Raw genomic sequence first — 7,154 nt, 5'->3', positions numbered from 1 at the left:
GCATCAAAGTCATATTCTTTTCTTTTGTAAGAAGGTTTGACTACCGTAAGTTCCGCCTCAAAAGAAATGGTCGTGAAGCCTTTTTTCCCTTTCTTCGCTTTTTTTATTTTCCCATCAGCCGTGTAAATGTAATCTTCTGATGATAACCAGCCGGTTCTAAAAGGAAATACATCTTCGCTTGGATCTGTAATAATTTGGGTCGTTCCTGTGCTGATATTCACAAGCCCCAAGCCACTAAAGTCTCCCGTAAACTCATTAAAGTAAATCGTTGATCCAAGCTTATCCCAAGATGGTGCGGATAAAGCACCATTTCTTTTTGAAATTAATTTTGCCTGTCCTGTTTTGTCTAATATATATATTCCTGGGGCATCCTTTTGTTCCGAAACATACGATATTTGAGCACCATCTGGAGAGAAAGCAGGACAGTATTCATTGGCTTCATTGCTCGTAAGCTGCGTTACTTTACTGCTTTCTAAGTCTATTTTGAAAATGTCGTAGTTGTCATAAACGTCACTAGAGTAAATAATTGACTTTCCGTCTGGAGACCAGTCGGGCTCTCTTTCGTCAAAAACACCATGGGTTATTTGAGTCAAATTTGTACCATCTTTGTCAACAGTCCAGATGTGATAATAACCATCTCTAAAAGATTGAAACGCTATTTTATTGCCATCTGGTGACCAAGTAGGTTGACGGTCATCACCCATTCCGTCTGTCAGTTTCTTTGCTTTTCCTCCAGTGGCCGGTAGGAGCCAAATTGTTCCTTGTAAATCCATAGTTATACTACCATTATCTGGAGAAAGAGCCATGGCCATGTTGGTTCCTTCCGTGACAATAACCTTGGTGGTATCTGACAGGGAAGAAGCCTTTGCAGATATACTTATAGATAAGGTAAGGAATAAAAAGAGATGTATTTTTTTGAAAATGAAATGTCGGAATTTATCTAATGAGCAGATGCTCTGCTCATTAGATTGATGGTATTTATTCATGTAATTGGTTTGAGGGTTACTTTTATAATGAATTAAGCGGAGTAGGTACAAAAACACCTGGAACTGGACTAGGAGCACTTGTATTGGAATTTATTTCGGCTTCGCTATATATCATTCGCTCTGGTAAAAGCTCTCCTTGGGTTGGTGTTAGTTTCACGCCAAAGGTCTCTTTTCTAGTTCTTCTTAAATCATTAAACCCAAGTATCTGACCGTTAAAAGAGATGTATCTCTCCATAAGAATCTCTTTAAGCAAGGCTTCTGAGCTACTTGTTCCAGAGGTGTTCAGTATGCCACCGCTTTCTAAGTCCTGAGTGGTATAGGCTTCATATTTATAAGCATAACCACTTGACATATAGGTTGGGTCTAATCCGCCGCCAGTATTTAGATAAGCTCTGTAAGTGTTTAGGGCTGCTAGAGCCTCTGCTGTTTTACCAAGTCTAGCTTTTGCTTCTGCCTGTGTCAAGATGTTTTCTGCATAAGTTACAAGAGGGTAAGAGGAAGTTTGTCCGAAAATGCCTCTTGAAGAGCTCGTGCTATTTATGTTTGGCATTACAGGAATAACCGTCCCAGTAGAGCTTACTGTAATGTACTGATAATTATATCTAGCGGTCTCATCTGTTTTTACGTTTCCTTTGTAAAGGTCAGAAGCTGGGTTAAGTAACTTTGGAGCCAAAGCACTACTTGCGTTTACATCCCCAACTCTATTTCTTCCAATAAACGCATACATGAAATTTTCGTTTGCATTTAATGAGTTTCCGTGAGGTACCATCATAGACGAGGCGTTTGTTGAAATTCCTTTAAGGCTGGCTGCCTCTGCTAATGCATATTCGCCAGTTTCCAAATAGAACCTAGATTTTAATGTATATGCCGTTTGAAGCCACTTTGCCGAATTACCATTAAAATAAATGTCTGCCACACCTGGAGAAGAGCCAATGCCCGTTTCTAGATCTGCTATGGCTTCATCAAGCAATTTCTGTAAGCTGCCGTAAACAGAAAGCTGAGATTCAAAGGCAGGGTTAGGGAACTTCGTAATATTAGAAGCCTCTGTAAATGGAATGTCCCCAAAACATGCTGCTGCCGTACCTAGAGCATTAACCTTGGTGATTTTGGCTATGGCCTGAAGCAACTTGTTGTTCGTTAGTTCCGCTTTATTGATGATCAATCTGGTTTGTTCTACCACACCTTGATACACAAACCCCCAAACATTGTTAAAATCGGAACCTGTAACATTATAGCTACCCATGTCCTTATACTGTCTGTCGCTTCCAGTCATATAACCAGACCACATGGCGGCTATCCTAGATAGGTGGCCCTCTTGTACAGCGACATTACCTAGCTGAGCTGCCGTAAGTAAAAGTGTGGCCGAAGCATCGGTAGGATTATTGGGATCTGTATTTAAGTTGTCTACTAGTTTCTCACATGAGAATGTCACTGATAAGACGAAAAGTAGAATTAGTATATGAAATGTATTTTTTCTCATTGTTCAATATTTTTTCGATTAACTTTTAGTAATTAGCTCTCAAAGAGAAGATGAAAGAACGTGTGCCTGGAGAATTGAAGTAATCCATGTTTCTTCCTGCAGGTACTCCAGAGATGTTGGTGTCTGGGTCTATTCCAACCACTTTTGTCCATAGGAAAAGGTTACGTCCTGTGAGGGAAAATTCAATAGACTGAAGTTTGGTTTTCTCTCGGAACTTTGGCGTGTTAAGGGTATAAGAAAAGGATGCCTGTCTAAGTCTAGTCCAGCTACCATCGTCTACAAATTGCTCTTTAAGGGAGCCAAAACCACTACCTAATGTAGTATACCATTGTTGGTCTAGTAATACATTTCCAGCTCCAAAGTCTTCAATGTTTCCTCTTACGGTGCTTCCTGCAGCAATAGTTTGACCAGCATAATTTTTTAAGTCTTCTGTCAATGTAACCTCGTTGCCTGTATCTGCATGTGTACCAAAAGTGTACATCACACCTCTGGTTCCATTGAAGTAATCGGCACCTTGAGAAGTTTCAAATAATACATTTAAAGAGAAGTTTTTATACTTAACAGTAGAACCTAAACCTCCAATCCAGTCTGGATTTGGGTTACCCACAACACCTGTGGTAGGGTCGGCAGTCGGGAATCCGTTAGCATCTAAAACTCTTTCGCCAGATTCGTCTACGGCGTATTTACTGCTCCAGAAAACGCCAACTGGTTCGCCTACAACAGCTCTAGCATCAAAAAAGTCGTTAATACCGCCTTGTAAGAAAAGAGACTGTGTTCCTGCTAAATCAAGTACCAAGCTGCGGTTTCTTGTTAAGTTAGCATTGACGCTCCAGTCTAAGCTTTTCTTCTTTAGTATATCATAGCCTAATTCCATTTCAATACCTTTGTTTTGAAGAGAAGCAGCATTGGTGTATTTGGTAGAGAAGCCTGTAGTAGGAGCTAATGTAACGGGTACTAATACATCTTCTATTTTGTTATAATAGTAAGTAGCAGAGGCTTTTAACTTACTTTTTAATAGTCTTAAATCTACCCCTATTTCATATTCTGTTTTTCTCTCAGGCTTAAGATATTGGTCTCCCAATGAGCTTCCTTGACTGAACGCTCCGTTTCCAAACTGTGCTCCAACGAGGTTGTCTCCCCAAGGGCTAGCCGTATAAGTAGTAGAAGAAAAAACTGTGTTAGACCTGTAAGGTAAAGGCTGAACACCCACGATACCGTAAGAAGCCCTTAATTTACCGAAGTTTAGAAAAGAAAGGTTGCTAGCGAAATCATGATTTGTAAAAACCCAAGCTAAATCTGCAGATGGGTAGTAAAAAGTCTTATCTGCTAGGCTACCAAAAGTAGAGGCCGCTTCAGCTGCAACAGATAGATTTAAAAACAGATAATCTTTATAACCTAAATTACCTGTGGCGTATGTTCTTGCCGTTTTAACAGTACTTCTACTGTTTACTGGATTTTTGTTTGATGTTACGGCATTTGAAAAGTTAGCTGGAGCATCTGCAATAAGGAAATTTGTGATGCTGGCACCAATATTATAATACGCTCTGCTGTTATAATTCATTCCTAGAATTACTGCACCAAACAAATCTGGGCTAATATCTCCAGATATTCTAGCTAATACATCTGCGTTGAATTGATTCTCTTTGGTTATTTGGTCTTGATAGTCTCCATTTCCAGCACCTCTGATATCATTTACTGGAAAGTAATTGATTTGGTTATCGGTGTAAGTGTCAATACCAGCTCTTCCTATGATATTAAGCCATTTGGTAGGTTCGTAGTTGAGTTCTGCACTATTTATGAATCTATCCACTTCTGTAGAATTGGTTTGCTCATAAAGAGCCCAAAGTGCGTTGTTGTTTGGTGGATTGGCTCTTGCACCAAGGTAACTTCGATAGCCTCTTTGTCTGTTTTCAATTGGAGAAGCCAATGCACTGCTATAATAACTTCCTTTGTAATCAGAGATATCAAAATCTGCAGGGTTACGTGCTAGACCTACCATTCCGCCAGAGAGATTGTTTCCTCTTTGAATTCTGTCAGAAAAACTCTTGACATAGGAGGAATTTACGCTTAATTTGAAATTATCAGTAAACTGACGCTCCGTATTTAGCCTTATGGAGGTTCTGCTGTAGTTACTATTCCCTCTCTGAATCCCTTTTTGTCTTACGTCTCCTACACTAAAGAAGAAGGTGCCTTTATTGTCTCCTCCACTTATACTAAGAGCGTTATCCCAGTAAGTTCCAGTTTGAAAAACTTGGTCGTAGTTTGAATCGTTATATACCTCAGTGGAGTTTTTAGCGAGAATAGGATAGTAAAGTGTACCATCATCAGCTTTGAAATATTCTCCGCTGGTATTTACTTCGTCTGCTGCTCCTGAACGGTCTGCTATTTTATCACCCCATGCACTTGAAGCATTAGCATTATAGATGCCATTGGAGCCTTGTCCAAAAGTGTCCTGAAAAGGATGGTATTTGTTTATTTTGTCAGCAGAGAAGGTGGAGCTAAATGATACCGACATTTTTCCTTCCTGACCTTTTTTAGTGGTGATAATGATGACACCGTTTGCTGCCCTAGAACCCCAAAGTGCGGCTGCAGAAGCACCCTTTAAAATCTGCATAGATGCTATATCATTTGGGTTAATGTCATTCAGCCTAGACTGAGGCACCACTCCTCCAGAGCTTCCACCTTCTGTTGTGCTACTGATGGGCACACCATCTATAACCACCAAAGGCTGTGAGTTTCCCGTCAAGGTATTCTGACCCCTTATTTGGATAAAGGAAGCCGCACCTGGGTCTCCAGCCGCTCTTGAAATTTGAACTCCGGCAGCTTTTCCTGCCAATCCATTTATAAAACTAGATTCCCCAGACTTCACTATTTTATCTCCAGAAACTTGACTGCTTGTGGATCCTAATCTATCCGCTTTTTCTTTAAATCCTAAAGCAGTTACCACTACTTCTGAAAGGGTTTTGTTAGAAGGTGCCATTCTTATTTCAAATACACTTTGATTTGAAAGAACGACCTCCTGGCTTTCGTAACCAATGGACGAAAAGACTAATATTCCTTTGTCTCCACTAATGTTTAATTGAAACTTCCCATCGGCATCTGTTAGGGTTCCAGTGGAGGTTCCTTTTAAAACGACACTTACTCCAGGGATGCCTTCATCACTGGTGCTTTCCATCACTTTTCCAGAAATGGATTTTGCTAATTTGTCAATGTTAAACGACGGCTCCGTTTTTACGTTTGCTTCCGCAATTTTCGAGTTTATGCTCTTCGAGCTATAAATGGGTCTTGCAATTCCTGTTTCTATGGCGAACAGGAATAAAATTAATACAGGAAAATAAAGTTTTCTCATTCTCTTTGACGATAAACGGTTTAGTAAATTTCATTTAATAGCATTGTGGATTTAGCTATTTTTAATGATGGTGGAGAATTGAAATGCCTACCATTTCAGAAGTTAAACTCCTGTAACGTTCCAGTGTTTCTCTGAGATGGTCTAATTATTTTACGGTTCAAAAGAGAAAATTAAATCCTTTATAATCAATATTAATAATATCAAAGTATTGAGTATTCTATAAAAAGTAGAATATAATTACTGCTAAATACAATAAATGACATTTAAAATTTGCTTTTGACCAGTAGTGGTCAATGTGACATGTCTAATTAGGACTTAATCGATTTATTATGAGATATTTTAGGGCTAAATATGCTAAACTATTAATTCAAGAGTATCATCTTTTAGATTTTGGGGACGAAAAGCAACTGACGCAATTATTAGAGTAAGATTTGTTAGAATGTATGCTTACGTAGAAGATGAAGAAAAAAGAGAATGTTCAGTATCGAACTTTGGCCAGAAAAGGCAGTTGTGTATTTTGCAAGAAGCCCACTTTCCTGTAGACGGAAAGAGGGCTTCTTTTTTTTTAAATTACTCCTATGGGAAGGACTTAGCCTAAAATTCTTTTCAATTCATTTAGCTTCAAAAGAGCTTCAATAGGGGAGAGGGTATTAACATCAATAGCCTCCATTTTTTCTTTTAACTCCTGCATTTTGGGGTCTTGGGCATCAAAGAAACTGAGCTGGAAGTTGTTTTTGGGAGCGTCTTTAATTTTCTCAGAGTTTTTTTCTTTGACTTGGTCTTTTTCTAAATGGTGAAGTAATTCGCTAGCTCTTAGAACTATGGATTGCGGCATTCCGGCTATTTGAGCTACGTGTATACCAAAACTGTGTTCGCTTCCGCCTTCTTTAAGTTTTCTAAGAAATACCACTTTTCCGTTTACTTCTTTTACAGCTACATTAAAATTCTTTATTCTTGGAAAATCTTCTGTAAGTTGATTTAACTCGTGGTAATGTGTGGCAAAAAGGGTTCTAGGCTTAAATTTCTTATTATTATGCAGATACTCCGAAATACTCCAAGCTATACTTACGCCATCATAAGTACTGGTTCCACGTCCTATTTCGTCCATTATTACTAAGCTCTTTTCGCTTAGATTGTTTAAAATGGATGCCGTTTCGGTCATTTCTACCATAAACGTGGATTCGCCTCTAGAAAGGTTATCACTGGCACCTACGCGTGTAAATATTTTATCCACCAAACCTATACGAGCAGATTCGGCAGGGACATAACATCCTATCTGTGCCATCAGTACGATTAAGGCGGTCTGTCTTAATAAGGCCGACTTTCCAGCCATGTTAGG

At 39.1% G+C, this 7,154-nt stretch carries 4 protein-coding genes; all 4 read right to left on the bottom strand.

The genetic code is table 11. The features are described from left to right. Positions 1 to 986 (bottom strand): TolB family protein (locus ACTBZY_RS03295; RefSeq protein WP_463044905.1); only part of this gene is annotated, 986 nt, incomplete at its 3' end. Between the two features lie 22 nt (positions 987 to 1,008). Beyond that, a complete protein-coding gene (locus ACTBZY_RS03290; protein WP_463044904.1) occupies positions 1,009 to 2,466 on the bottom strand; it encodes a SusD/RagB family nutrient-binding outer membrane lipoprotein in 1,458 nt (485 codons plus the stop codon). Positions 2,467 to 2,491: 25 nt separating this feature from the next. Further along, the gene (locus ACTBZY_RS03285; RefSeq protein WP_463044903.1) at positions 2,492 to 5,815 is read right to left on the bottom strand and encodes a SusC/RagA family TonB-linked outer membrane protein; all 3,324 of its coding nucleotides are present in this window, start codon (positions 5,813 to 5,815) and stop codon (positions 2,492 to 2,494) included. A 589-nt stretch (positions 5,816 to 6,404) separates the two neighbouring features. Next, positions 6,405 to 7,154 (bottom strand): MutS-related protein (locus ACTBZY_RS03280; protein ID WP_463044902.1); only part of this gene is annotated, 750 nt, incomplete at its 5' end.

The organism is Arcticibacterium sp. (genome assembly GCF_055134445.1).
The sequence above is the reverse complement of the archived record's forward strand: the minus strand, read 5'-3'. Positions and strand labels throughout refer to the sequence as shown.

What these genes read in the sequence shown, in the direction of transcription:
- ACTBZY_RS03290 (WP_463044904.1), bottom strand. Translation starts at nt 2,466, where the DNA reads ATGAGAAAAAATACATTTCATATACTAATTCTACTTTTCGTCTTATCA.
- ACTBZY_RS03285 (WP_463044903.1), bottom strand. Translation starts at nt 5,815, where the DNA reads ATGAGAAAACTTTATTTTCCTGTATTAATTTTATTCCTGTTCGCCATA.